The sequence below is a fragment of the Streptomyces sp. NPDC050145 genome (assembly GCF_044460245.1).
In the GTDB taxonomy this organism is placed as follows: domain Bacteria; phylum Actinomycetota; class Actinomycetes; order Streptomycetales; family Streptomycetaceae; genus Streptomyces.
On the sequence record NZ_JBITJS010000004.1, the window covers coordinates 152345 to 175644 of the forward strand.

Annotated in this window: 23 protein-coding genes; 14 read left to right on the forward strand and 9 right to left on the reverse strand. The window is 70.4% G+C overall.

Annotated features, from left to right (window positions below):
• Positions 1–59 precede the first annotated feature (59 nt).
• The 3 genes from ACIBTU_RS10010 to ACIBTU_RS10020 all read left to right on the forward strand — a co-directional run bounded on the left by ACIBTU_RS10010 (position 60) and on the right by ACIBTU_RS10020 (position 3911).
• Positions 60–1052: a GlxA family transcriptional regulator gene (locus tag ACIBTU_RS10010; RefSeq protein ID WP_399125503.1), complete on the forward strand. Its 993-nt coding sequence runs from the start codon at positions 60–62 to the stop codon at positions 1050–1052.
• Between the two features lie 121 nt (positions 1053–1173).
• Complete coding sequence (locus tag ACIBTU_RS10015; RefSeq protein WP_188338670.1) at positions 1174–1485, forward strand: hypothetical protein; 312 nt, start codon at positions 1174–1176, stop codon at positions 1483–1485.
• A gap of 275 nt (positions 1486–1760) precedes the next feature.
• Positions 1761–3911 carry an acyltransferase family protein gene (locus ACIBTU_RS10020; RefSeq protein ID WP_399125504.1) on the forward strand — a complete coding sequence of 717 codons (2151 nt, stop codon included), beginning with the start codon at positions 1761–1763 and terminating at the stop codon, positions 3909–3911.
• A gap of 18 nt (positions 3912–3929) precedes the next feature.
• Here the strand turns inward: ACIBTU_RS10020 and ACIBTU_RS10025 are convergent, their stop codons facing one another.
• Positions 3930–4403: a carboxymuconolactone decarboxylase family protein gene (locus ACIBTU_RS10025; protein WP_399125505.1), complete on the reverse strand. Its 474-nt coding sequence runs from the start codon at positions 4401–4403 to the stop codon at positions 3930–3932.
• 129 nt (positions 4404–4532) lie between these two features.
• On the opposite strand from ACIBTU_RS10025, the gene ACIBTU_RS10030 reads away from it, so the two are divergent.
• Positions 4533–4991 carry a GNAT family N-acetyltransferase gene (locus ACIBTU_RS10030; RefSeq protein ID WP_399125506.1) on the forward strand — a complete coding sequence of 153 codons (459 nt, stop codon included), beginning with the start codon at positions 4533–4535 and terminating at the stop codon, positions 4989–4991.
• Positions 4992–5042: 51 nt separating this feature from the next.
• Positions 5043–5402 (forward strand): hypothetical protein, encoded by a 360-nt coding sequence (locus ACIBTU_RS10035; protein ID WP_399125507.1) that lies wholly within the window; start codon positions 5043–5045, stop codon positions 5400–5402.
• On the opposite strand, the gene ACIBTU_RS10040 is transcribed toward ACIBTU_RS10035, so the two are convergent.
• Positions 5382–6113, reverse strand: a complete 732-nt coding sequence (locus ACIBTU_RS10040; protein ID WP_399125508.1) for an alpha/beta fold hydrolase — start codon at positions 6111–6113, stop codon at positions 5382–5384. The two genes, ACIBTU_RS10035 and ACIBTU_RS10040, sit on opposite strands and share 21 nt — an antisense overlap.
• A gap of 123 nt (positions 6114–6236) precedes the next feature.
• Here ACIBTU_RS10040 and ACIBTU_RS10045 point away from each other — a divergent pair, with 123 nt between their 5' ends.
• The gene (locus tag ACIBTU_RS10045) at positions 6237–7109 is read left to right on the forward strand and encodes a GyrI-like domain-containing protein (RefSeq protein ID WP_399125509.1); all 873 of its coding nucleotides are present in this window, start codon (positions 6237–6239) and stop codon (positions 7107–7109) included.
• A 36-nt stretch (positions 7110–7145) separates the two neighbouring features.
• Here the strand turns inward: ACIBTU_RS10045 and ACIBTU_RS10050 are convergent, their stop codons facing one another.
• A complete protein-coding gene (locus tag ACIBTU_RS10050; protein WP_399125510.1) occupies positions 7146–7346 on the reverse strand; it encodes a superinfection immunity protein in 201 nt (66 codons plus the stop codon).
• A 271-nt stretch (positions 7347–7617) separates the two neighbouring features.
• Between ACIBTU_RS10050 and ACIBTU_RS10055 the strand changes: the two genes are divergently transcribed.
• The 3 genes from ACIBTU_RS10055 to ACIBTU_RS10065 all read left to right on the forward strand — a co-directional run bounded on the left by ACIBTU_RS10055 (position 7618) and on the right by ACIBTU_RS10065 (position 10544).
• Positions 7618–9123 (forward strand): transferase, encoded by a 1506-nt coding sequence (locus ACIBTU_RS10055; protein WP_399125511.1) that lies wholly within the window; start codon positions 7618–7620, stop codon positions 9121–9123.
• Between the two features lie 125 nt (positions 9124–9248).
• Positions 9249–9941, forward strand: a complete 693-nt coding sequence (locus tag ACIBTU_RS10060) for a DUF4328 domain-containing protein (RefSeq protein WP_399125512.1) — start codon at positions 9249–9251, stop codon at positions 9939–9941.
• Positions 9942–10043: 102 nt separating this feature from the next.
• On the forward strand, positions 10044–10544 hold the full coding sequence (locus ACIBTU_RS10065; RefSeq protein WP_399125513.1) for a hypothetical protein: 501 nt from the start codon (positions 10044–10046) through the stop codon (positions 10542–10544).
• A 10-nt stretch (positions 10545–10554) separates the two neighbouring features.
• Here the strand turns inward: ACIBTU_RS10065 and ACIBTU_RS10070 are convergent, their stop codons facing one another.
• From ACIBTU_RS10070 to ACIBTU_RS10080, 3 genes are read right to left on the reverse strand one after another with little or no spacing between them, the layout of a single operon-like run.
• The gene (locus ACIBTU_RS10070; RefSeq protein ID WP_399125514.1) at positions 10555–11052 is read right to left on the reverse strand and encodes a hypothetical protein; all 498 of its coding nucleotides are present in this window, start codon (positions 11050–11052) and stop codon (positions 10555–10557) included.
• A gap of 45 nt (positions 11053–11097) precedes the next feature.
• Positions 11098–12690, reverse strand: a complete 1593-nt coding sequence (locus ACIBTU_RS10075) for a PfkB family carbohydrate kinase (protein WP_399125515.1) — start codon at positions 12688–12690, stop codon at positions 11098–11100.
• Positions 12687–14204: a carbohydrate kinase family protein gene (locus ACIBTU_RS10080; protein WP_399125516.1), complete on the reverse strand. Its 1518-nt coding sequence runs from the start codon at positions 14202–14204 to the stop codon at positions 12687–12689. The genes ACIBTU_RS10075 and ACIBTU_RS10080 overlap by 4 nt, the downstream gene beginning before the upstream one ends.
• 269 nt (positions 14205–14473) lie before the next feature.
• On the opposite strand from ACIBTU_RS10080, the gene ACIBTU_RS10085 reads away from it, so the two are divergent.
• The 3 genes from ACIBTU_RS10085 to ACIBTU_RS10095 all read left to right on the forward strand — a co-directional run bounded on the left by ACIBTU_RS10085 (position 14474) and on the right by ACIBTU_RS10095 (position 16167).
• The gene (locus tag ACIBTU_RS10085) at positions 14474–14956 is read left to right on the forward strand and encodes a hypothetical protein (protein WP_399125517.1); all 483 of its coding nucleotides are present in this window, start codon (positions 14474–14476) and stop codon (positions 14954–14956) included.
• Between the two features lie 150 nt (positions 14957–15106).
• Positions 15107–15820 (forward strand): DUF6232 family protein, encoded by a 714-nt coding sequence (locus tag ACIBTU_RS10090; RefSeq protein ID WP_399125518.1) that lies wholly within the window; start codon positions 15107–15109, stop codon positions 15818–15820.
• On the forward strand, positions 15817–16167 hold the full coding sequence (locus ACIBTU_RS10095; protein ID WP_399125519.1) for a hypothetical protein: 351 nt from the start codon (positions 15817–15819) through the stop codon (positions 16165–16167). The genes ACIBTU_RS10090 and ACIBTU_RS10095 overlap by 4 nt, the downstream gene beginning before the upstream one ends.
• A 7-nt stretch (positions 16168–16174) precedes the next feature.
• Here the strand turns inward: ACIBTU_RS10095 and ACIBTU_RS10100 are convergent, their stop codons facing one another.
• A complete protein-coding gene (locus ACIBTU_RS10100) occupies positions 16175–17233 on the reverse strand; it encodes a hypothetical protein (protein WP_399125520.1) in 1059 nt (352 codons plus the stop codon).
• Between the two features lie 430 nt (positions 17234–17663).
• On the opposite strand from ACIBTU_RS10100, the gene ACIBTU_RS10105 reads away from it, so the two are divergent.
• The gene (locus ACIBTU_RS10105) at positions 17664–18041 is read left to right on the forward strand and encodes a CU044_2847 family protein (protein WP_399125521.1); all 378 of its coding nucleotides are present in this window, start codon (positions 17664–17666) and stop codon (positions 18039–18041) included.
• Positions 18034–21054, forward strand: a complete 3021-nt coding sequence (locus ACIBTU_RS10110; RefSeq protein WP_399125522.1) for a tetratricopeptide repeat protein — start codon at positions 18034–18036, stop codon at positions 21052–21054. Before ACIBTU_RS10105 ends, ACIBTU_RS10110 begins: the two co-directional genes overlap by 8 nt.
• A 24-nt stretch (positions 21055–21078) precedes the next feature.
• Here ACIBTU_RS10110 and ACIBTU_RS10115 read toward each other — a convergent pair whose 3' ends face one another.
• A complete protein-coding gene (locus tag ACIBTU_RS10115; protein WP_399125523.1) occupies positions 21079–22170 on the reverse strand; it encodes an IS630 family transposase in 1092 nt (363 codons plus the stop codon).
• A 33-nt stretch (positions 22171–22203) separates the two neighbouring features.
• A complete protein-coding gene (locus tag ACIBTU_RS10120) occupies positions 22204–23190 on the reverse strand; it encodes a hypothetical protein (RefSeq protein WP_399125524.1) in 987 nt (328 codons plus the stop codon).
• Positions 23191–23300 lie beyond the last annotated feature (110 nt).

Consider the following 23300-nt stretch of genomic DNA (forward strand, 5'->3'; position numbering starts at 1 on the left):
CGCCCGGCCCGCACTCCCGCACGACTGGCCAGATGGCCACGACCTGAAAGAATCCGGCCATGACGGGACGAGAAGCGCGCGGGCCCGCCTCGGTGGCGGTGCTGGTCAGGGACGGGGTCCTGCCCATGGAACTGGGCCTGGTCCACCAGCTGTTCGGCGCCGCCCGCGACCCGGCGACCGGCGAGCGCCTCTACGAGGTCACGACCTGTGCGCCCCGCCCCGGCCTGATCCGCACCGACGCCGACTTCCCGATCCACGCGGAACACGGCCTGGAGGCGGTGGCGGCGGCCGACACGGTGCTGGTCCCTGCCTCGCACGAGGCGGACGAGTCGCTGACGCCGGACGCGGGCCCCGAGGAGTCGGTGCGGGAGGCGCTGACGGCCGCCCGGGGCCGGGTCGCCTCCATCTGCACCGGCTCCTTCCTGCTGGCCGCCTCCGGCCTGCTCGACGGGCGCCGGGCGACCACGCACTGGCTCTCGGCGGACCGTTTCGCCCGTACGTTTCCGCAGGTCACCGTGGACGCCGATGTCCTCTACGTCGACGAGGGGCGGGTTCTCACCTCGGCGGGCGAGGCGGCCGGTATCGACCTGTGCCTGCACATGATCCGCCGCGACCACGGCGCGGGCGTCGCCGCCGACGTGGCCCGCCGCTCGGTGGTGCCGCCGCACCGGGAGGGCGGCCAGGCGCAGTACATCCGCCGCCCGGTCGAGGAGCCGGGCCTCGCCTCGACGTCCGGCTCCCGCGCCTGGGCGCTGCGCCGTCTGACCGAACCTCTCACCCTCGCCCAGCTCGCGGCGCGGGACGCGATGTCGGTCCGTACGTACAGCCGCCGTTTCCGCGAGGAGACGGGACTGACCCCGATGACCTGGCTCACCCGTCAACGGGTCGACCGGGCCCGGGAGTTGCTGGAGCGTACCGACCACACGGTCGACCGGGTCGCGGCCGAGGCGGGCTTCGGCACGGCGACCTCGCTGCGCCGGCACTTCCAGCTCGCGCTCGGGGTGGCACCGGCCGCGTACCGGTCGACCTTCCGGGGGAGGGGCGCCCCGTGACCGTTCCCGGATCGCGGCGCCGTGAGCGTGCTCACGTATCCCCGGCCCGTGACGTGGTGCGGGCCGTCGAGGCGTAGCCTCTTCGAACAGACTTGCCCGGTATGACCAGGAGGCTCCAGTCATGGCCCGTTCCCTGCCCACCGCTCCGATCGCCGCCGCCGGACTGATCGGCGGTTACGCCACCGCCCGCTTCACGAAGAAGCGTCCGCTGGGCGGCGCCGTGCTGGCCGTCGCCGGGGCCGCGGCCGCGACGCAGTGGACGAAGGCGCGGGGCGGGAAGGTCGCGGGCGCGCTGACGGGCGCGTACGTCGCCGCGTTCGCCGGTTCGCACCCGCTGGCCAAGAAGGTCGGCGCCTGGCCCGCGGTGTTCGGTGTGGCCGGGGCCGTCGCCGCCGCGTCGTACGTCCTGGTGGACCGGCGCGCCGGAGCCTGATCGCCGCCGCGTGTGAACCCGGGCCCGCCTTCGCGTGATCCCGGGTTCGCCCGCCGCGTGTGAACCCGGGCCCGCCTTCGTGTGATCCCGGGTTCGCCCGCCGCGTGTGAACCCGGGGCCAACTCCGTGTGAGCCCCGGTTTCCCCGCGGTCGGAGACCTGGCGAACTCCTCCCGGTGGGCGCAACTGTTCGAACCGGGGGGCCGTCCCCTGAGTGCGCCCCTGTCTCCCCAGGGGCCCGTGCACCTCGTGGCCCCTCAGGAAGACGAACCCGCCGTGACCCAAGCGCCCCCGCTGCCGCACACCGGACCGCGCCGACCGTCCACCCCGCCGGGGACGGCCCCTGAACCGCCCGGTCGCCGCGCCGACATCCAGGGGCTGCGCGCCGTCGCCGTCGGGCTCGTCGTCCTCGCGCACGCCGGCGTACGGCAGTTCGGCGGCGGCTACGTCGGCGTCGACGTCTTCTTCGTCATCTCCGGGTTCCTGATCACGTCGCTGCTCGTGCGCGAACTCGACCGCGACGGCCGCATATCGATCCGCCGTTTCTACGCCCGCCGCGCCCTGCGCCTGCTGCCCGCCGCGACGCTCGTCGGGGTCGCCACGCTGGCCGGGGCGTACCTCTTCCTCTCCAAGGCGCGCTTCACGGAGTACGTGGGCGACGCCGTCGCGAGCGGCCTGTACGCCGTGAACCTGCGGCTCGCCGCCTCCGGCACGGACTATCTGCGGGCCACGGCGCCGCCGTCACCGTTCCAGCACTTCTGGTCACTGGCGGTGGAGGAGCAGTTCTACGTGGTGTGGCCGCTGGTGCTCGCGGCCGTGTACGCCACTGTCCGGACCGCCACCCGCTCCGGGCGGGCCCCCGGCCGTGCCGTCCGCGCGGGCGCCGCGATCGCCGGCGCCGTCGTGCTCGCCGCCTCCCTCGCCCTCGGCATCGCCACGACCGGTTCCGCGCCCTCCTGGGCCTACTTCGGCACGCACACCCGCGCCTGGGAGCTCGCCGCGGGCGCCCTGCTCGCCCTCGCCCTCTCCGCCCGCCCCGTACGCCGCCTGCCGGCACCCCTCGCCGGGCTCCTCTCCTGGGCGGGCCTGGCCGCGATCGTCGGCTCGGCGCTCGTGTTCGACGACGCGACCCCGTTCCCCGGGTACGCGGCCCTCGTCCCGGTCACCGGCACGGTCCTGGTCCTCGCCGGCGGCACCGTACCGACCCGCTTCGGGGCCGAACTCCTGCTCCGCAGAAGGCTGTTGACGGGCATCGGCGGAGTCTCGTACGGCTGGTACCTGTGGCACTGGCCGCTGCTCGTCATCGTGCCCGTCGCGCTCGACCGTCCGGACGCGGGGGTGCCGGCGCGGCTCGCGGTGTGCGCGCTGGGGCTCGGGCTCGCCGTGCTGACGCTGCGGCTCGTCGAGAACCCGGTCCGGTTCGCCGCCGCCTTCCGCGACCGGCCGCGCCGCGCGCTCACACTCGGCGCGGCCCTGACCGCGGGCACGGCCGCCGTGGCGCTGCTCGCCGGCCTCGTGCCGCCCGCGATCGACTCCGGCCGCCCGGCCCCGCGGCTCGCCGCCCGCCTCGACGCGGCCCCCGACCCCGCGGCCGCCCTCGCCGACCTCCTCGCCGCGCCGAACGAGGTCGTCCCCGCGAACCTCTCGCCCGCCCTCACCCACATCAAGGACCGGCGCTCCGCCGTCTACCGCGACGGCTGCCACGTGAACCCCGGCGTCACCGCCGTGCCCGGCCCCTGCGCGTACGGGGACCCGGCCGCGGCCACGACCGTCGTCCTCTTCGGCGACTCGCACGCCGCCCAGTGGTTCCCGGCGCTCGAACGGCTCGCGCACGAACGGCACTGGCGGCTCGTGTCCCTCACCAAGGCCTCCTGCAAGATCGCCGACGTCACGATCGTCAACGGCGGCGGCCCCTACACCGCCTGCGACACCTGGCGGGCGCGCGCCCTGGACCGCATCGCGCGCCTGCGCCCCCGCCTCGTGATCGCCTCGTCGTCCGAGTCGGGCGACCCCGTACGCCCGGCCGCGGCGGGCCCCGTCGCACAGTGGACCGCCGGCTACGCCCGCACCTACCGGGCGCTCCGGGCGACCGGCGCCCGGGTCGTCGCCCTCCAGGACACGCCCTGGCCCGCGTCGGACGCGGTGGACTGCGCGAGCATCCACCCGCTGGACCTGGGCCGCTGCGCGTCGACCCCCGCGCGGGCGGCGAAGGACCCGCGCAAGACGGCCGCGGTCCGCGCCGCCGCCCGTGCCACCGGTGCCACGCTCGTCGACCCGCGCCCCTGGGTGTGCGCGCCGCGCGTCTGCCCGGTCCTGGTGGCCGACACCCTCGTCTACCGCGACGACGGCCACCTCGCGGACGCCTACGCCCGCGCTCTCGCCCCGGTCCTGGGCGCCCGGCTCACCTCTCCGCCGGGAACGCCCTGACCGGTCTGCTCGCGTGGTTCAGCCGAACATGCCCGGCTGGTAGTCGCCCGCCGGCTGCTGCGTGATGACGTTCAGCCGGTTGTACGTGTTGATCAGGGCGATCAGCGAGACGAGCGCCGCGAGCTGGTCCTCGTTGAAGTGCTTGGCGGCGTTCTCCCACACCTCGTCGGAGACCCCGCCCGCCGCGTCGGCGATCCGCGTCCCCGCCTCGGCCAGCTCGAGCGCGGCCCGCTCGGCGTCGGTGAACACCTTCGCCTCGCGCCAGGCGCCGACCATGTGCAGCCGCTGCGCGCTTTCGCCCGCGGCGGCGGCGTCCTTGGTGTGCATGTCGAGGCAGAATCCGCACCCGTTGATCTGGCTGACGCGGACCAGGATGAGGTCGGCCGTGAACTTGGGCAGCTCCACCGCCTCGAGGGCCTTGCCGGCCGAGTTGATGTGGCGGACGAACTTGGCGGCGATGGCGTTGCCGAAGATGTTGAGGCGAGCTTCCATGGCGATCTCCTGCTGCTCGAGTGGGCTTTCCCGGTTGCTTACGTCTGGATGACGGAGCGCCCGCCAGGAGTGTGACCGCCCAAGAATGTGACCTGCGTCACTCCAAACTCGGGGGGCTAGGCTCCGCCCATGCCCCGCCTCGAAGAGCTCACCCCCGCCAACCTCGACGCCGCCCTCGCCATCCGCGTCCACCCGGACCAGGAACACCGCGTGGCCCCCGTCGTGAAGTCACTCGCCGAGGCATACGTCCACCCCGGCGTCGCCTGGCCCCGCCTCATCGTCGACGACGACCGCCCCGTCGGCTTCCTCATGGCCTTCTTCGACATCGACTGGAAGGCCGACGGCTCCGGCGACGACATCCGCTCCGGCCTGTGGCGCCTGAACATCGCGGCCGCCGAACAGGGGCGCGGCTACGGCCGTTTCGCGGTCGACGCGGTCGCCGCCGAGATCCGGCGCCGCGGTGGCACCCGGCTCACCACCACCTGGCACCCGGGCCCGACCGGCCCCGAGAAGTTCTACGTCCGTCTCGGGTTCCGCCCCACGGGGGAGACGAGCGGTGGCGACGCGGTCGGAGAACTGGACCTCTGAGCCACCCATTCTCTGGGTTCTCTACGTCAACCAGCCGAAGGCGAGGCTCACTTGGCTGATTCAGCGCCCGGCGGTGCCGCGCGTCCGGAATCGGCGATGAAGCGCGGCCCGGCCGACTGGGTCTCCATCATCGCGTACGAGAACCTGCCGGGCAGCCCGGGCCCCATGGCCGCGCTCCGAGCCTGGCTGCGGGCCCGTGGCATCGACTGGATGCCGTTCGACCCGGTGACCGAGATCCGCGTCGACCTGGCCTGCGCACCCGACCCCGACGCCATCGGCGACGGTGGCGGCGGGCACTGGCGCGGCTGGTACGACCTCCGCGTCAGCGGGCCCGCTCTGCGCCGCCTCGGCCTCCACCCGGACCAGCCCACCGCGCACGTCACACCTGGGTCATTCCCGCCCGGCCGGTGAGACGCCCGCCGCCTCGACGAGCACGCCCGCCAGCTCCCGCGGCTGCGAGAACATCGGCCAGTGCCCGGTGTCGAGCTCCGCCAGCCGCCACCGCTCGCCCTTCACCAACTCGGCGACAGGGCTCTCGAGTTCGTCCCCGCCGAGCCCGCACAGGATGTACGTAGCCGGAAGTTCACCGAGCGGTCGAGTCAGGACGGCCGGCTCGGTCAGCGTCGAACCGGGATGCGGCGTCGACCCCGCGACGATCCGCGCGATCTGCTCCGGGCTCAGCCCGTGCCCCTCGAAGTGCGCGGCGGGCGCGCACGGCCACCAGCCCCCGTTCGCCGCGATCGACGCCCGCACCCCGGCCCCGCCGTCCGGCCACTCCGCGACGAACGGCTCCCCGTCCACCGGCACGCTGGAGTCCACGAACACCACCCGGCGCAGCCGCTCCCCGATCAGCCCGGCCGCCTGTCCCACCGGCACCCCGGCATAGCTGTGCCCCACGAGCACGACATCCCGTAGACCGGCCCGCTCCACGAAGTCCACGACATCCCGCACATGCCCCTGCCGCCCCACGGACACCACGCCGCCGGCCCGCTCGGCAAGCCCCGACAGGGTCACCGGATACACCCCGTGCCCGCCCCCGTCCGCCGCCCGCAGATACGGCACGACGTCGTCCCACGCCCACGCCCCGAGCCGCGCCCCTGCCACCAGTACGAAGTTCGCCATGCCCCGCACGGTAGCGGCGCGGCACTCCTTGCCGCCCGGGGATGTCCGACCGAACCGGTCCACGGCGATCAGGCGCGCCCCACAGCCCTCCTGCCAGGCTGGGAACCACGCAAAGGAGGCCCCGTGATCGCGGCACTGAACCAACTGGTCGACCTGGTGGAACAGCACTTGGGCGACGACCTGGAGATCGACGCGTTCGCGTCGTCCCACGGCACGACCGAGTACCACCTGCGCCGGATGTTCTCCTCCCTGGCCGGGATGCCGCTCTCGGAGTACGTGCGGCGCCGCCGTATGACCGTGGCCGCGGCGGACGTCGTCCGGGGCGGCGGCGACCTGCTCGACATCGCCGTCCGCCACGGATACGGCTCCACCGAGGCGTTCGGCCGCGCCTTCCGCGCCGTACACGGCGCCGGCCCCGGCGACGTACGCCGCAACGGAGGCCCCCTGCGCACCCAACCCCAGCTCAGGTTCCGCCTGACCGTCGAAGGGAGCACCCCCATGGACACCCGTATCGCCGACCGCCCCGCCTTCCGCCTGATCGGCCACGCCGCCCGCGTGCCGCTCATCCACGAGGGCGTCAACCCGCACATCCAGGAGCACATCGCGTCCCTGCCCCCGGAGACCCACCCCCGCCTGAAGTCCTTGAGCGACACCGAACCGGCGGGCCTGCTCTCCGTCTCCGACGGCCTGGAGCCGGACGACGCGGAGGGCACGGAACTGACCTACCTCCACGGAGTGGCCGTCACCGCCGGGACCCCGGTCCCCGAGGACCTGGACACCATCGAACTCCCGCCGGGCTCCTGGGCCGTCTTCCGCAGCAGCGGCCCCTTCCCCGAGTCCCTCCAGACGATGTGGGCGGCGACGGCGACGGACTGGTTCCCCTCGAACCCGTGGCGCCTGCGCCCTGGCCCGTCGATCGTGGCGACCCTGGACCGCTCCCCGGACTTCACGACGGCGACCTGCGAACTGTGGCTGCCGGTCGAACCGGCGTCGTGACGCTATCCGCCGTATCCGCCGTATCCGCCGTGTCCGCTATCCGCGCGGCACCCCGTCGTTGGACCGGGCCGCCATCGCCAGCGCGACGACCCAGCCCACGAGTGTCCACCCGAGGAAGAGGTTGATGACGAGGACGGAGCCTGCGTTGCGGACGCCCCGTCCGAATGCCACCAGCGTCGGGATGAAGTAGAAGAGCGCTACGACGACCACCATGATTCCGGACGTCGAACCATCCATGTGTTCCCCCTGAGATCCCGGCCCGCGACCCGCAAATCACACCGCTCGGACTCCGAACTTCCGTACACAGCAAGTGACTTGACGGCTCGTAAGGTGTGCCCGAGTTCGCGCGAGGGGAAACGCTCGCATCGGTCACCGGGAACCGAGGTCGGTGTGTGCGCGGTGGCGGCGGAAGGACCTGAACTCGCCTTGTGTGGCGCCTGGTTCGGTCGCGTAATGGGTGCGTGTCGTCGGGTGTGTCTGGTGAGGGCGGCGGTTCGGGGGAGTTCGCATGTCTTCGTTCGGAAGGACATTGACCCGGCTGACCGGGCTGGTTGCGATCGTGACCGTCTATGTGGCGCTGCACCTGGCGATCAGCGCGGGCCTGGCCCTGCGGGACGAGCACCGCTTCCGTGGTGCCACCGAGCAGGCCGCCGCGGTCACCGCCGCGGTGGACCGTTACGCCGGCGGCGACGCGTCCGCACGTGCGGAGGTGCGCGCCGTGGAGGCGTGGTTCAAGAAGAACGCCCCGGCGGGAGCCAGCCGTGCCACAGCGTCTGCCGTCGCCGCCGGCGTCGAGCGGGGCCAGGTCCCCCGAGCCCGTGAGCGGGTCGCCGGGCTGGCGCCCGATGTCCGCCGGGACCAGGTGGCACTGGACCGCCGCGTCGATGCGTCACGCACCACAGCGCTGTACTGGGCCGTGCCGGCCGCGCTCCTGATCGGCCCGGCGCTGTGGCTGCGGCGCCGCCGCCGGGCCGGTGCCGCGGAAGTCGTCGGGGTCGTGAACCGGTTCGCCGCACGGCAGCCGCGCTGGCGAAGGCCGGTGTTCCTGCTGGCCACCACCGTCGGCTACCTCCTGCTCGCGGCAGGCGCCCTGGCCGTGGGCACGGCACAGCGCCGTGGGGGTGAAATGCCGCCGACGGACTATCTGCTGTTGCTGTTCGGCGGCCTGGCCTCCGTCGGCGCGGGAGTGCTGCTTCTGCGCTACACGCGCCCTCGCTCGGCGCGGGGGGCCCGCGAGGCCCTGCTGGCGGACGGCCGTCGCCCGGTCCTCTATCTGAGGAGCTTCGCCGACGACGCCACCGCGGCCCGGGTCGACGACTCGGCGTTCTTTGCCAGGCTCCACTCCAGGGAGGAGCAGTTCACCGCCGCGCTGGGCGCCATCGGCCCGGTGATCGCGGTGGGCGTGCCGGGGGAGTCGCTGCCGCGGCTGGGGGCCGCCCGCTTCTATCTGCCGCGCGACGACTGGCAGCCGACGATTCAGCGGCTGATGGAGCTGTCCCAGCTCATCGTGTTGCGACTGGGCGTGGGCGACGGGCTGTGGTGGGAGGCCGAGGAGGCGCGCCGCAGTCAGCCGGGGCCCAAACTCGTACTGCTGGCGTCGGGAGACCTGCCGGAGATGGCACAGCGCCTGCACGTGTCGCTTCCGCCCCTGCCCGAAGCGATGGCGGTGGACCCTTGGACGGGCACCGTCGTCACCTTCACCGAGGGGTGGCAGGTCAAGGTGACGCCCGTCGGCCCCCGACCTCGCCCGAAGGCGCCGCGGCGTGCACTGGTGCGCCGCGGGGTGGATGCCGTGAGGACCTTCTGGACCGCTTCGATCATGCACACGCCGGCGCATCACCTGGCCCGCGCCACCCGGGACGCGCTGGCCGAGGAAGGGCCCCGCAGGCGGACCATGCCGTGGCGGGCGACCTTCGCCGCGCAGACGGCTCTGTGGACCGGATTCACCTTGGTGACAGTTCTGCTGCTGCTGGGCTGGCTCGCCGGGCGCGCAGCCCAACTCACCGGAATATAAAAGCAGTTCGGTGTTCGGCGTCGCGCATGCCCGCACGCGAATACGGGGACACCACAGAAGCGGCGTTCTGCAGCATCCGGCCCTGAGGTGACACGACGCGGGCCGGTGATCTTCGGGGGAGGAACATGGACAACGTGGGACACGGCAGGCCGGCGGGCCCGAGCGCGCCGGCGACAGACCAGCCCAGGCAGGTGACCGGTGCGGCCACCGTCGCGACGGTCCTGATCGCGTTGCACCTGGCCTGGCAGCTCCTGGTCACGTTCGGAAACTGGCGCCTCTATTTCCTCATCCACGACTTCCTGGCGGGAAAGGCGACAGCGGAGGAGCTGCTCGCGGCGGACTCCGACTTCATCGCGAAGGTGGGGTCGACCGCGGGGTGGATCCTGGTCGGAGCAGCGTCGGGCATCGCCTTTCTCGTCTGGCTCTGGCGGGCCCGGATCAACTCCGAGCTCATGAGCGGCGCCGCCGCGCATCGCAGGACCCGCGGCTGGACGGTGGGCAGCTGGTGGACCCCGGTGGCGAACCTGTGGATCCCGTACCAGGTCACGACGGACATCTGGCGGGCCAGCTCGCCACGGCGCCAGGCCCCCGCCGCACTGCTCGGCAGCTGGTGGGCCTGCTACCTCGTCGCGCTGCTGCTCAGCCCGATCCAGCGCAACGTGGCATCGGAGATCGAGAGCGAGCAGGACGTGCTGTCCGCCGCTCAACTCGACACCGTCCTCACCCTGCTCATCGTGGCGGCCGGCCTGCTTCTGATCGTCATCGTCAGGCGGGTCACGGCGTGGCAGAACGCGGCGCTCCCGGCGCTCCAGCGGTGACGCGGCACGAGCGGAAGGCGGTGGCGAGGCGTGTGTGCCCTCCGGATCGGTGACGGTGTGCCCGACCCGCCCCGCACCCCTCCACCCGTGCGGGATCCGAGTGTGAGTGAGCGACTGTGGAACACCCGGGTGGGACCGGCACAGTACGCGGACTCGTCCGAGCCCTACCAGAGCGCCCTGATCGAGCAGTACAAGCTGTGTGTCGAGATGGCCGACCGGGTCAGCGCGCGGCGCAACACGGCGAACACCTTCTTCCTCACCGTCAACAGCCTGCTCGTGACGCTCCTCGCGGCCGTCCTGCCGGGCGCGGAGTCGGATATTCCGGTGGGAGCGCTCATCGTCGGGCTGATCGTGCTGCTCCTCATGTGCGTGTCGTGGTTCGCGCTGATCCGCTCGTACCGGCAGCTCAATTCGGCGAAGTGGGCCGTGATCGGCGCCCTGGAGGACCGACTGCCCGCCTACGCGTACTCGCGCGCGGAATGGGGTCTGCTGGGCGGCGGCAGCGACTGGCGCAAGTACCTTCAGCTCTCCTACGTCGAGCAGTGGGTGCCCGTCGGCTTCGCCGCCGCGTACGTCGTGGGATTCGTGACCATGCTGCGGTGAGTGGCAGGGGTCAGCGGAGCGCGGACGCTCGTGTGGTGCCGGTGGGCCAGATCACGTCCACCGGCATCCTGGCGGCCCGGGCGCTCGCGACGACGTCCGCCGTCCCGCCTCCCTTGCCGGTCGGCGGTGAACCGTCCCAGATCGCGACGAGGCGCTCGGCCCTGCGCAGAAGCTCGGCATTGGCGGCCTCGTACGCGGCCCGGCCGGCCGACTCGTAGGGCATGACGACCACCTCGTCCGCGGCGGCCAGCAGCCGGTCGTAGGTGGCCGCGTGCTCCGCGCCCACCTGTGTGCTGCGGTAGTCGCGGGACGGGATCACCGCCACGAGGCGGCCGCCCGCGCGGAGGAGGGCATCGGCGAAGACGGAGTCGGCCCCCGGCGCGACGCAGGAGAAACCCAGCAGCTCCTGGCCGTCGTAGTGGGAGAGCAGCCCGTCGAGCGCCCGGCGAACGAGCGGAATGCCGTTCGCGGACACGTCCATGTGGCCGGTGGTCGCGAGCTTCACCATGGCAGGCCCTGTTCCCGAGGCGGCCGGATGCCGCGGTACGCGTGTCTAGACATGCTCGAACCCGTTGTTCTGCAGCGCCTGCTGCAAGGGCCACAGGGCTTGGCCGATCGCATGGCGCGGGAACGTGACCGTGAAATCCGCCGCGGCCGCGGGAGCGGAGTCACAGCCCTCTTCGACGAGCACGAGTACGCGATCGACCCCGCGGTATCCCTGGAAGAGTCCGATCTCGTGCACCACGTTCTGCCGCGCGACCAGCTGACCGTCACCGGTCGCGTCCTCCGCGGTCAGTACACAGACCGCGAAGCTGCAACGGTCCATGTACTCGGTCAGGGCCTCGGTGACCGGGCGGCTGCCCCACGAATCGGACTCGAAGGAGTAGACCGGAACGCCGAAGCGCTCCTCGACGAAGGACTTCACGGCGAGCCATTGAGGGCTCCTGCCATGGGCGACGAACACTCCCATGGGGCCGTTGTGCCGCGAGGCGTCCATGGTGCGGATGAAGTTCTGCGCGATGCCCGCGAGTTGGTGGTGCCCGTAACTCCCGACATACCGGAGCTTCTCCCGGGCCAGCGTCATGCCGAGGAGGGAACCGAGCTCGATCTGCAGACGATCGGCGGTCAGCACGGAGAGCAGGCCCGCGGCGAACACGTCTCCGGCCCCCGTGGCGTCCTCGATCTCGTCCTCGGACAGGACGACTTGGGGATAGAAGTCGTTGACCACCTTCTCGTCGTGCCGGCGCCAGGCGCTGATGCCCGATCGCCGCTTGACGATGACCGCACCTCGGTCGTTGTTCAGCCGGCTCAGCAGCCGGGCGGCCGTGATGTCGTCGGACTCGTCCTCCGACCGGGAGCCGAGCTCCCTGAATTCCCTGTGATTGAGCAACAGGAAATCCGAAAGGGCGACCATCGCCGTGATGTCGGACGTGGGGCGGTGGCTCCACACATGACCGGGGTCGAAGCTGATCAGCGAATTCGGGTTGACCCGCTTCACTTCCTCGAGGACGGAAAGGAGCCGGCCCGGCGTGCGTTCGTCCAGGAACGAGGTCACGTGGATGACGCGAGCCGATGCCAGGTAGGCGACGAGGTCCTCGAACGATGCCTCGATGTGGTCCGCCATGGCGGCATTGGCGCCCGCATGCGTCAACAGAGTGCGCTCGCCTTCCTCGGTGAAGGCGAAGCACACACCGCACAGGTGGTCGTCGTCACGGAAGACGAACTGGTGGTCCACGCCGAGCAGATCCAACTGCTGCACAGCGGAAAGACCGGGCCCGGGCACCCGGCCGGCGACCCCCACATAGCCCAGCCGCAGGTCGAGCTGCATCTGCGCGAGCGCGCTGACGGCGTTGTAGGCCGAACCGCCGAGGGAGGTCTGCAGCGCGGACGGATTGACCGCTTCGAGGGCGGCATAGACGGTCGCCTCGTCCACGGCGGCCTCGGTGCCCCACTCGGGCAGGACGCGGCCGTCCTCCAGCAGAGCGCCGATCCTGGCGCTCAGGGGGGCGCGGTCACCCCCCGGGGCACCGGAGGAGTCATGGTCGGAGTGGATGAGGTAGTCGAGGTTCAGAGCACCGATCCCGACCACGTCCAGAGCGAAACCGCTGCGCGGCGTTGTCGGTCCACTGTCCGGCGTACCGTTCACTTTCGCCTCCCCAGGCCCAGGAAACCTTCCCGGACCAGCATCCTTTCCAGCTCCATGAAGGTGCTGTCCATCCGGCCCGGTGTGAAGTCCATGCGAATGAGCCCGGCATTGTTGGACCACGGTTCGTAACCTTCCTCGGCGAGGATCGCCACGCGCCCGAACCCGTAGTAGCCCTGGAACATGCCGACTCGGTGAACCATGTCCTCGTTCACGCGATGCCGTCCGCCTTTCATGAGACGGCCCGCCGACAGTACGCAGACGGCGAAGTTGCACCGGGCCACCTGCCGTCGCAGTGCCACCATGTCCACCCCGCCGTCTCTCGCGTCCGCGCGCAGCACGTGGACCGAGAGACCGCAGTCACGCTGCAGGAAGCGGTGCAGATCCTCCCACTGCGTGCCGCCGTCGTACGTCAGCAACACGGATCGTCCCTGGTGGAGTGGAGACCCCCGGGTCAACAGCTCCGGCGACTGCAGGAAGCCGTCCGGATTCATTCCCTGGACCGCTCTGCGGGTGTGGGGGCGCTGTGCCGCCCGCTGGCGGGCCAGGCTCAGCCCCAGGAAGGAACCCAGTTCCACCTGCAGTTTCCTGGAGGCCTGGGCTGCCAGCACGCATGCGGAGAACACGTCACCCGCCCCGGTCGCGTCTTCGAGGTCCGTTTCGCGCAGCGGCCGGCGCAACTGGAAGCGCCGCCCGGTCACACCGCTGTCCGTCTCCCGAAATGCTACGACCATGTCGTAACGCTTGGTGACGAACAGGGTGCTTCCGCGTGGGCAGCCGGCCAACACTCTGCGCGAAAGCACGTCAGCCGATTCGCCCGGCGCGTATCCGCCGAGGGCCTTGAACTCGCGATGGTTCAGGAACACGAGATCGCTGAGGGCGAGAATGCCGTCGATGGCTTCCGTACGGTGTGCGGCCCAGTCGTACCCGGGGTCGAAGCTGATCGACAGGTCGGGGTTGATCCCGCGCGCCTGCCGCAGTACTTCCAGCATCAGTGGCGGCGTGGTGTCGTCGAGGAACGAGGTGACGTGCACCAGGCGCGCCCGGGCGAGGTACTGGGCGATCTCCTCCGCGTTCTCGCGAAGGTGGTCGGCCATCAGGAGGTTGGCACCGGGGTGCGTCATCATGACCCGCTCGGCGTCCTCCAGGTACGACAGGCATACGCCGCAACGCCGTTGGGGGAAGCGCGCCACCCACCGGCGGTCGATGCCCAACTGGTCCATCTGCCGGGCGAAGGACAGCCCCGCCGCCTCGACGCGTCCCAGTGCGCCGACGTAGCCCATCCGCAGACCGAGATTCATCTGTGCCAGCGTGAAGATCGTCAACCAGGCGGAACCGCCCAGCGAGGCGGCCAGGGAGGAAAGCCCCAGCCGCTCGATGACATGGCCGATCGTCTCCTCGTCGACCGCCCCTTCCGTGTTCCACTCGAAGCGTGCCGTCGACTCCGACACCTGGTCGGCCATCCGGTCGGACAAGCGCGTGGCCCCGGCGATCCAGTCCACGTTGAGCGCACCCATCCCGACAATGTCGAGAACTGGCCGCTCGACCCGTGCGTCACGATTCACAGCATGGCCCCATTGCCCCGTAACCGACCCAGCGCAGTACTCCGGAGAATCAGCCTCAGCCTGGGCGAGACAACAGTCAACCCTGACTTCCCCGCTGCACCGGGCGTGCGCTGACCCGCCAACTCAGCCCGACAGCACGTCATTTCGTTCGGAGCCCAAGCGCAGCGGCAAGGTCTGAGGGAACTGGAACTACCCCCGGTGCCCACACGTCCCTACCCATCGTGATCATCAACAACGCGGACGAACTGATCAGCGACTGGGAGTCGGTCTACCAGGGCTACTTCCCGGGCGACCCCGACGAGCTCCTCCGCGACACCCTGAACGGCCTCGCCCGAGCACGCTCCGCCCAGCCGTACGACCCGGCGGCCGCGGCCTTCTACGCCTTCGGCCTCGTCTGGACGTACGGCTACGCGGCGTTCGGTGACCCGGACCCCGAGCTGGCCCGCCAGGTCACGACCGCGCTCTCGGCCCTCGCTCGCACCGACTCCCCGTGCGCGCACGGGGCCCACCCGTGCGACGACGACCTGGACACCCACCTGGAGGCCTTCGAACCCCTCCTGACGCTCCTGATCGGCCTGTCCGACGACTACACGTGGGACGACCTGACCGAGGCGACGGGCGCCGCCGCCGACCCGGAGCCGGTGTGGCGCTGCCCGCACAATCTGGCGGGCTTCGCGCGGGCGGCGGCGGAGGCGATCGGCTAGCCCCGCCGCCGGGGACGGTGGCGCGATCCGGGCCCCCACGGTCCTGAACTCTCCTTGTATGCCGGGGTGTCCAGAGGGCTAATGAATGACGCGCACATGCCATATCGCATATCGCGCGCCCTTCACTGCCGTTTCACCACGGGGGACATCATGGGAACGCCTTCGACACCACCACCCCAGCAACCGCCTCAGCAACCGCCTCAGCAATCGTCACAGCAGCCGCCCCGACAGCCGCCCCGACCCTGGCAGGACCCGTCGCGCGCTCTGGCGGCGGCTTCCTCGGCGTCGTCCTCGGCGTCCTCGGTCCCGCAGGGCGGCCAACTGGTCATCAGCAAGCGGCTGCTCTGGGTGAACGGCGCCGCCTATCCGTTGGAGAACATCACCCGCGTCTACACCTTCTTGCTGACCCCGCGGCGCGTCGAGGCGTTTCTGCGGTTCCTGAAGCGCGGTGGTGTGACCGTGGTCGCGCTCCTCGTCCTGGCGCTGATCTCGGACCTGTCGTCGGGAGGCTCGTCCTCCTCCTATTCCGATTCCGACTCGGGCCCCGGCGGTCTGATGCAGCTCCTCCTGGTGGTGGCCGTGGGACTGCTGCTCTACTTCATCGCCGACATGGCCTCCGTGGTCTTCGCCTCCAGCCACTACGTCCTCGCCATCGAGACGAACGGCCGGTCCACGGCCCTGGTCTCCGGCGAGCCCACCCGCCTCAAGGCTCTCGTGGGCGAGATCGCCGAGACGATCGACAAGCCGGACGCGAACTTCCAGACGACGATCCAGTCCCTGTCGATCAGCAACATCGGCAACTACCAGTTCGGCGACTCGGTGAACATCTACGGCGGATCCGGCCACACGGGAGTAGCCAAATGACCAGCGGAGACTTCCAGTTCGGCGACCGCGTCAGCATCATCGGCGGCCAGGGCCACCAGGGCATCGTCCACCACCACAACGCGCCGCAGCGCACCTTGGAGGAGCAGCTGAGGGAAGTCGTCCAACTGGCGCAGGCGCTCCGCGGGGACGTACCCGCCGAAGACCGGTCCTCCATCGACGGTGCGCTGCCCGCGCTCGTGGGCGACCCCGCCGCCGATGCCTCCACGGCACCGCCGGAACGGCGCCGCTCCCTGATGGCCCTCGCGGCCATCGCCGCCACCATCGGCACCGTCGGCGAACCCCTCCTGGGCTCGGTCAAGGCCGCACTCGAACTCCTCGGCCGTTAGCCCGTCGTCATCCCCTCCAGCTGTCGACGGCCGAGAGCTCCGGACCGCATGCCTGACTGTCGGCCGCTTCGCGGCAGCGTGGACAGAGATCCTCGTCGGCTACGGCCCGGAACAGGTGGGCCTGGGTGTGGTGCGGACCTTCGCACTCCCGTAAGGCGCTGAGCCGCGCGGAGACGCGAGGGCGGTCCGGGGCCACAGGTGGCCGGGTGGCGCGTACAGGGCCCCGCTCAGGTGTGGGTGGCACGTCGGCGAGCAGGTAGCGCAGCAACCCGCCTGGATGCCGTACGGGCGTGCCGTCGGAGGGCAGGCTGCGCAGGATGTGTGTGCGGAGGTCGGCGGCCGTGTGCCCGGCATCCAGCCAGCGGGCGGTGAGCGCGGTCAACTCGGCGGTCATGGCGCGGGGGATGCCGCGCAGGGCTGGGTCGAGCAGGCGGTAGCCGGTGACGAGAGCGTGCGCGGCATCGATCGACGCGGGCGTCACCTTCGACTCGGGCTCCTCCGGCTCCGGCGCCTGCGACTCGGGCTGTCCCGAATCCGCCAACATCCGTACGTGCAAGATCGGTTCAGGCGCACGCTGCTGCAGGCCGGGCCCCGGATGGTTGGAAGTGGTTTCCCCTGTGTTGTCGCCATGGGAGGGATGACCGTCGGTCGGCCGACCACCCGGCTGACCGACCGCCGGTTGCTGACGACTCGGTGCGACCTGCGGTGATGCGGTGGCGTCGTCCGAGGGCGGCTGACCGGCGTTCATGATCGCGCGAGCCTGCTCCCGGCTCATCGGGTCGCTGGAGAGGAACTGCCGGGTCGTCCAACGTCCACCGGCCCCCTGGACGCGCCACTCGTGGAGATAGCCCTCGTCCCGGAGCTGCTTCTTGGCGCGAGTGAAGGCGCAGCCCTTGATCCTCGTCCGTTCGGCGGTCCGGGAGAGGGTCTCGGGTGCGTGGGCGGGCAGGGAGAGCTGCCACGTCAGGATCCGGTACGCCTCGGAATCGAGCCGGGGATGCCGGATGAGCTCGTTGGAGAGCTGGGTGAAGGCGCGCGTGGGCGCGATACTGTGCCGGTAGATCACGGGTGGAGGTCCATCCACTAGTGGTTCAGGCCCTCGCTGACGGTTGCAGCCGTCGCGGGGGCCGTTTGCTTTCCGTGACGGTATCGCACGCTGCGTGTTCTTTATGAAGCGTTGCGTGAACTCGACTGGCCGGGAACGGACTTCGGGGTGGAACTTCCCACTGGAACCCCGGCTGGACGACGGAAGGCGTGGCGTCCATTTCCTGGAGGTAGTGGCCGAGCCCGGATCCCCAGGCGGGCAGCGGATCGTGTGGCCGCAGTGAAGGGGGCCCCGTTCTCTGACAGTGGCTTGGCCGGAATGAGGTAATGGTTTTGCGTCACTTGGACCAGCAGTCCAGTCGCACGGCCAACTTGTCGCTTGTTTCTGCAAGTTGAGGCATAGCAGGATGATGACTCACCGTATGTTGCCGGACGACTCGGGTGAGGGATGGATGACTGAGCTGCTGCGCATGCCGATCGGGGACGGCGAAGAGGGGTCGTTCGTCGTCGAGCTCAGTCGCGATGCGAACGGTGTTCAACAGGTGTCGAACGTGGGCGATCGAGTCGTCGAGGCGGCCCGGACGCTTCGCGAGTCTCTGCAGCCCATCACACGCGCGGCTGCCACCACGCTGCGCACCCTGCAGGCGGTCAACCCGAGTGCTGTGGAGGTGGAGTTCGGCGTGCGCATCCACGCGAAGACCGGCGCAGTGGTCACCGAGGCGGGGGCCGAGGGACACCTCAAGGTGAAGATGACCTGGGACCGGGCCGCCGCGGCGGAGCTCCAGGGGCCTGGCGGCCGGACGGCCGGAGCCGGCTCCTCGGATGACTGATCTCGCGTCGTGGTCGGTACGGATCGCGGGTGAGGCCCGCGTCGCCTGCGGCGGTGGGCTGCATCTCGGTGGAGGACTCATCCTCACGTGTGCCCATGTGATCCGGGACGCCGTGGGGACGGACGACGTCACCATCCGGCCCAGAGAGCCGGTGCTCGTCAACTTCCCCGGTCTGTCGACAGGGTGGATCACCGCACGTGTCGAGCCGGACGGCTGGTGGCCGTACGACGACGCCCAGCGCGGTGATGCGGCCGTACTCAGGCTCGACGAGCCCCACCCTCCGAAAGCTTCGGCTGCACCGCTGACCCGCGCATGCCCGGAAGGTGCCGTCGTCAGAGCGTTCGGATACCCCTCGGATCGAAACTACGGGGTGCACGCGCGGGCGGAGATCATGGGCGAGACCCTGTCGCAGGGCTTGTTCCAGCTGGACGACAGTCGGATGCGCGGCGAGCAGATCCGGCCGGGTTTCAGCGGCTCGGCCGTGGTCATGGAGGACGACGGTCGGATCCCGGGCATCGTCACGCTCGCCACCGTCGGTACGGGCGCCGATGCCCCCCGAGTTTCCTGGATGCTGCCGATCCGGCTTCTGGCCCGGCATCTCCGCGCGGTCGCCGAAGCCCTTGAATCTGTACCCGAACCCCGGCAGCACGTGCCCGAGACGTCTGCCGTCGTACCGGGTACGTCATGTGCGCTTCCCGCCGACATCCGAGACTTCACCGGTCGCGAGGACGAGTTGGCCGACGCGGGCGAGGAGATCGAGTACGCCGACGGGCTCCCCGTAGTCCAGGCCGTCTACGGGATGGGGGGCCTGGGCAAGACGAGGCTGGCCGTCCGTCTCGCTCACCGATTCGCGACCCGTTACCCGGACGGCCAGTACTTCGTCGACCTGCAGGCACACACCGCCGGTGCCGAGCCGCTCACCCAGGAACAGGCTCTACGCGCGCTTCTGCACGCCGCCCTCGGGCGGCCACCTAGGGAAGCCAGTACGTTCACCGAGCTGGCCTCGATGTGGCAGGACGCCTTGAGGCTCCGGCGGTTGGTGGTCGTGCTGGACAACGCCGAGTCGTTCGGCCAGATCGAGCAGTTGTTGCCGCGGGCCGGGCATGTGCTCGTACTCGTCACCAGCCGCCGGTGGCTGGAGGAACTGGGTGCGGAGGGAAGCGTGCCGAAGCAACTGGCCGTGTTCGACGAGGAGGCTGCCGTCGAACTGTTCACCCGCATCGTGGGAAGGCGTCGAGCAGAGGCAGAACCCGACGCGGTCCGGGACCTGGTCCGGCTCTGTGGCCACCTGCCGCTGGCAATCCGCTTGAAGGCCGCCTACGCGAAGGGGCGGCCGACCTGGAGTCTCGTCGACATTCGGGACGAGATGGCGGAGGAGAACGAGCGAGCGGAGGCGGAACGAGCGGAGGCGGAGCGAGCGGAGACCGGCCCGCGGCAGGACGCCTCGGTGCACGGGAGCCTCGAACAGCTGAAATTAGGAACGGCGCAACCGGTCCGTACGGCGTTCCGTACCTCCTATCGTCGACTCGCGGAAGAGCATCAGAGGCTCTTTCGGCTCCTTGGGCTGCACCCGCCGGACACAATGGACCGCCGAGCTGTCGAGGCGCTTGCGGGTGGCGGGCCGGCAGCGCGGGAGGGGATCAGTGTTCTGATCCGGGAGAGCCTGGTGAACGAGCACGGCAGGACCCGCATCGGTCTGCACGACCTGCTCAGAGAGCAAGCCCGTGACGAGCTTGTGGCCACGGAACCTTGGGAGGAGCGGCGGCAGGCCGCCGGCCGGCTGGTCGACCACTACCTGGCGGTGGCACTGGCAGCCCGTACCGCGCAGCTGCCCGCCCGGCCGGTGGATGACGCGGCCGAGCCGGCGCACCATCGGCTGCCTGACGTCTCCGCTCCGGCCGCGTCGCTCCAGTGGTTCGAGGCCGAGCATCAGAACCTGCTCGGATGCGTCGGACTCGCCGCTCGGTACCGACACACCTCGTACGTCTGGCGGATTCCCAGGGCCATGGGGATGTACCTGTCACTCTCGGCCCACACGAAGGACGCCATTCCCTGTTATGAGCAGGGGATCGAGGACGCCGAAGCGGCATCGGACCACCGTGCCGTGGCAGATCTGCGCGGGCTGTTCGGGGACGCGCTCCGCACCGAGGGGAAGCTGGAACGGTCCCTCGCCGAGTTCCGCGCCGCCCGCGCTCTCTACATCGAACTGGGCGACACGGTCTCCGCCGCCGACATGCTGACCCGGGCAAGCGCGCCGCAACGCACCGTCGAAGGACCGGAGCAGTCCGTCGCGAGTTGTGTACAGGCCATCGAGGAATACGCATCGGTGGGGGACAGCTTCGGTTCGGCCGAGGCGGAGTACCTCCTGGCCATGGCGGCCCGCATGGACGGCGAGCGGTCCCGTGCCCTCGCTCACCTGCGCCGCGCTCTCACCCTTTACGAGGACGCCGACTTCGCGGCCGGTCAGGCCCGCTGCCTGAACCTCATGGGTGTCATCCAGCGGCTCGACGGTGACTACACCGGAGCGATCAGCACCCTGAAGCGGGCGGTCGATCTCTACCGTACGGCCCACGACAACCGGGGCATCGCCCACGCCGTGAACAACCTCGCCTCCGCCATGGCCCTGGACGGAGACCTGGAGCGCGCCGTCGCCCTCCACCATGAAGCCCTGGAGCGCTTTCAGAAGTACAGCCCCTACGGCTACCCGGACGCCCTTCTTGTGGCGGCGGACCTCAGCAGCCGCCAAGGAGATCACATCGCCGCCGAGCGGGCCCTCCAGGAAGCAGTACGGCTGTATCGGCCCATGCGCGCACGGTTCGGCGAGGCACGCGCCCACCTCCTGCTGGCTGCAGCCCTGCGCGGTCAGGGGCGATACGAGGAAGCGGTCACCGAGGCGAATGAAGCCCTCAGTTTCTACAGCACCACAGGCAACGGACCGGGCACGACCTCCGCGCGACGCGAACTCGAGGCGTGCCGCGCGGGACCGGCGATCGTCGGTGACAGCGCCGACTGAGTGCGGCGAGAAGGGACGGAGACGCTAGTGATCTGAGTCAGAGATTCGTCGGCAGTAGGCGGCGACTTTGTCGAGGATCTCGTCGGCTGTCTTCGTCCAGACGAACGGTCTGGGGTGCTCGTTCCAGTCGGCGAGCCAGGCCCGGATGTCACGTTCGAGGGCCTGGACGGAGCGGTGGACGCCGCGCTTCAGCTTCTTCTGGGTCAGTTCGGCGAACCACCGCTCGACCAGGTTCAGCCAGGACGCGCTGGTCGGCGTGAAGTGCAGGTGGAACCGGGGATGCGCCAGCAGCCAACGCTTGATGTCGGGCGTCTTGTGGGTCGCGTAATTGTCCAGGATCAGATGAACCTGCAGATCGGCCGGGACTTCCTTGTCCAGCTTCGCGAGGAACTTCTTGAACTCCGCTGCCCGGTGGCGACGGTGCAGGGATCCGATCACCTTGCCACTGGCGACCTCGAGGGCAGCGAAGAGGGTGGTGGTGCCGGCCCGGACGTAGTCGTGGCTGCGGAGTTCGGGAACACCGGGCACCATCGGCAGGACCGGCTGGGACCGGTCCAGGGCCTGGATCTGCGACTTCTCGTCCACGCAGAGCACAAGCGCCTTCTCCGGCGGGTCGAGGTAGAGGCCAACGACGTCGCGGACCTTGTCGATGAACAGCGGGTCGGTGGACAGCTTGAACGTCTGCGACCGGTGCGGCGCCAGCGCGAAGGCCCGCCAGATCCGCGAGACCGTCGACTGCGACATTCCCGTGGCCGCGGCCATCGACCTCGTCGACCAGTGGGTCGCGTTCTTCGGCGTCTCCTCGAGCGTCTTGACGATGACCCGTTCGACGTCGGCGTCGGTGATCTTCCGTGGGACACCGGGCCGCGGATCGTCGCACAAGCCGTCCAGGCCCCGCTCGATGAAGCGGCGCCGCCAGGTGCGGACCGTGTCCGGAGTGATCCGCAGCCGGCGGGACACCTCCATGATCGAGTGGCACTCGGCACACTCCAGCACGATCCGCGACCGCTGAGCCAGAGCCTGAGCCGTCGTGCGGCGACGCAACCAACCCTCCAACACCGCCCGCTGGGCATCAGTGACCGACAACGGCGGAATCTTCGGACCCGGACGATTCATACCCGACTAACGACGAATCTCTGACTCAGGTCACTAGAACGACTCGGTCAGTTGTCGCAGGGCGCGCACCGTGGAGCGCACCTCGAGCAGGTACTTGGTGGCGCTGAAGTCGGTGACCGGAGCTCCGGGGACGGCACCCGGTTCATTGCCCACGGTGTCCACCTCCACCCCGTACGGGAGCGCCAGCATGCGGATCGCCGCCGTGTGCTGGGCCGGCACGTAGATCGGAGTGGTGACCATCAACAACCGCTGACCTGCCGACAGTTGTGCTACGTGTCGGGCGAAGAAGTCGTACGAGTCGGGCGTGTTGGCCCTGCGCGTTCCGGGCTCGGAGGAGGGTGCGGCGACCACGTGGACCTTGACGCCCTCCCCGGTGCGGTAGTGGCGTACACCCCAAGTGCCGCCCGGAAGTTCGGACACCTCGCCTTCCACCGACTCCGGCTCGGACAGGCCGAACGCCCGGCGCATGCCGAAATCCATGGCCTCGTACTCTTCCTTGAGCTCAGGTGCGCCGGCTTCGACGGCGAGCTGGAACTCGTCACCGACGAACGGTCGGTGGCCACCCAGTCCGGTGACCGAACCCGCGTCGATGCGCCCGGTCCCGATCAGATGTGCCGCGTACGCAGGCCGGACCAGACAGGCCCGGATCAGGCCGCCCAGGACCAGTACGTGGTCGTAGTGGTCGAAACGCAGCCGGGCACCACCGCGCAGGCCGAGCGCGGTGGCGGCTTCCAGGGCGAGCTCCTCCTGCTCGATGCTGAGTTCCAACTCGGGCGCCTGATTACGCTCCAGGCCCTTGCGGGTGTCCCAGCGGTCCGAGAAGCCGTCCAGTGCGGAAAGACGTTCACCGGCCGTCCCCTTGCCTGTGGCCAGCGCATCCAGGAGTGCCCGGTCGTCCGGCGTGACGGCAAATGCCTCGACGAGCGCATGCACGGCAGCCGAAGCCAACCATGCATCCACGTCCTCCGCCGGTCCGGTGCCGGCTCCGACAAGGGGAACCTGCTCGAAACGCACGCTCATCGACTACCCGCCTCAACCGCATTGGTGTTCGTTCGCTATGGCGGGGTCAGTGTCCCACGGCAGAATTCAGGGTGCGTCAACCGTCACGGCGATGACGGTGGCGTGATTGA

Bases quoted from the DNA above. Each gene is read 5' to 3' on its own strand.
- ACIBTU_RS10015 (WP_188338670.1), top strand. From the start codon at position 1,174: ATGGCCCGTTCCCTGCCCACCGCTCCGATCGCCGCCGCCGGACTGATC.
- ACIBTU_RS10070 (WP_399125514.1), bottom strand. From the start codon at position 11,052: ATGGTGAAGCTCGCGACCACCGGCCACATGGACGTGTCCGCGAACGGC.
- ACIBTU_RS10050 (WP_399125510.1), bottom strand. From the start codon at position 7,346: ATGGATGGTTCGACGTCCGGAATCATGGTGGTCGTCGTAGCGCTCTTC.
- ACIBTU_RS10080 (WP_399125516.1), bottom strand. From the start codon at position 14,204: ATGGGTGCGCTCAACGTGGACTGGATCGCCGGGGCCACGCGCTTGTCC.
- ACIBTU_RS10120 (WP_399125524.1), bottom strand. From the start codon at position 23,190: ATGAGCGTGCGTTTCGAGCAGGTTCCCCTTGTCGGAGCCGGCACCGGA.
- ACIBTU_RS10030 (WP_399125506.1), top strand. From the start codon at position 4,533: ATGCCCCGCCTCGAAGAGCTCACCCCCGCCAACCTCGACGCCGCCCTC.
- ACIBTU_RS10040 (WP_399125508.1), bottom strand. From the start codon at position 6,113: ATGGCGAACTTCGTACTGGTGGCAGGGGCGCGGCTCGGGGCGTGGGCG.
- ACIBTU_RS10060 (WP_399125512.1), top strand. From the start codon at position 9,249: ATGGACAACGTGGGACACGGCAGGCCGGCGGGCCCGAGCGCGCCGGCG.
- ACIBTU_RS10105 (WP_399125521.1), top strand. From the start codon at position 17,664: ATGACTGAGCTGCTGCGCATGCCGATCGGGGACGGCGAAGAGGGGTCG.
- ACIBTU_RS10090 (WP_399125518.1), top strand. From the start codon at position 15,107: ATGGGAACGCCTTCGACACCACCACCCCAGCAACCGCCTCAGCAACCG.
- ACIBTU_RS10115 (WP_399125523.1), bottom strand. From the start codon at position 22,170: ATGAATCGTCCGGGTCCGAAGATTCCGCCGTTGTCGGTCACTGATGCC.
- ACIBTU_RS10055 (WP_399125511.1), top strand. From the start codon at position 7,618: ATGTCTTCGTTCGGAAGGACATTGACCCGGCTGACCGGGCTGGTTGCG.
- ACIBTU_RS10010 (WP_399125503.1), top strand. From the start codon at position 60: ATGACGGGACGAGAAGCGCGCGGGCCCGCCTCGGTGGCGGTGCTGGTC.
- ACIBTU_RS10095 (WP_399125519.1), top strand. From the start codon at position 15,817: ATGACCAGCGGAGACTTCCAGTTCGGCGACCGCGTCAGCATCATCGGC.
- ACIBTU_RS10110 (WP_399125522.1), top strand. From the start codon at position 18,034: ATGACTGATCTCGCGTCGTGGTCGGTACGGATCGCGGGTGAGGCCCGC.
- ACIBTU_RS10025 (WP_399125505.1), bottom strand. From the start codon at position 4,403: ATGGAAGCTCGCCTCAACATCTTCGGCAACGCCATCGCCGCCAAGTTC.